The following is a 758-nucleotide window of genomic DNA, read 5'->3' as shown; positions in this document are numbered from 1 at the left end:
TCCGACTTTTCAATCCTTTAATGGAAGGTTATAGGCTGCCCAGGATTCGAACCTGTACGATAGCATTTTTCCGCACCATGCTTAGGGTGGCAACCTATAACCTTTATTTATGCCTGAATCGGACGAACTTCTTCACTAGAGGTGAACATAATAAGCTTTCCAGAGTAGACAGCTACTGCTTGTACATACTCACCTTCCATACGAGAATCAGTCGTAATGTACGAAAGATTATCGAACAAGAAGCGCTCACCACTTTCCAGCGAATCAACTCTTACGAGCTTTTCATCACTCATAATCTTTAAGATTCAGACCAAGAGCTTCTGCAACTTTAGTAAGTGCAGAACGCTCATCATCACCAATACCACCATTAGCATCAGCGATATCTAAAGCTGCAACCAGAACATTCTGAGCACCGTCACGGTCATTACGTACCGCTTCAACTACACGCAGAATTTCCAGTCGTGCTGTACGCGGAGAAGATTGGATAAGACTTGTAAATTCATTAGTCCAATCATTAGCTTCCGGTACAAAAGGAGCCAGTGTTTTATTGTTAGCAATAACACTTCGGAGAGTGTTTACTTCGCTATCTTCGATGTTACCATCTGCCGCTGCGATATACACACCAGCAGCTACGATAGCACGAGCAATAGGACGGTGTTCAGCTTTATTCAGCTCGATAACAACGTTCTTAGCTTTCTTACCCCAACCAAACATATTAACTCCTGTATAATTATGTGAGATTAAAACAAGTACTCAGG

The 758-nt window shown here is 42.3% G+C and carries 1 protein-coding gene; it reads right to left on the bottom strand.

Annotated elements, in window-relative coordinates; translation table 11 throughout:
- Positions 1–285: 285 nt before the first annotated feature.
- On the bottom strand, positions 286–714 hold the full coding sequence (locus N1032_RS25035) for a tellurite resistance TerB family protein (RefSeq protein ID WP_259543269.1): 429 nt from the start codon (positions 712–714) through the stop codon (positions 286–288).
- Between the last annotated feature and the right edge of the window lie 44 nt (positions 715–758).

Source organism: Herbiconiux daphne, assembly GCF_024979295.1.
Lineage (GTDB): Bacteria > Actinomycetota > Actinomycetes > Actinomycetales > Microbacteriaceae > Herbiconiux > Herbiconiux daphnes.
Note: the sequence above shows the minus strand (reverse complement) of the source record. Positions and strands in the feature narration are given on the sequence as shown.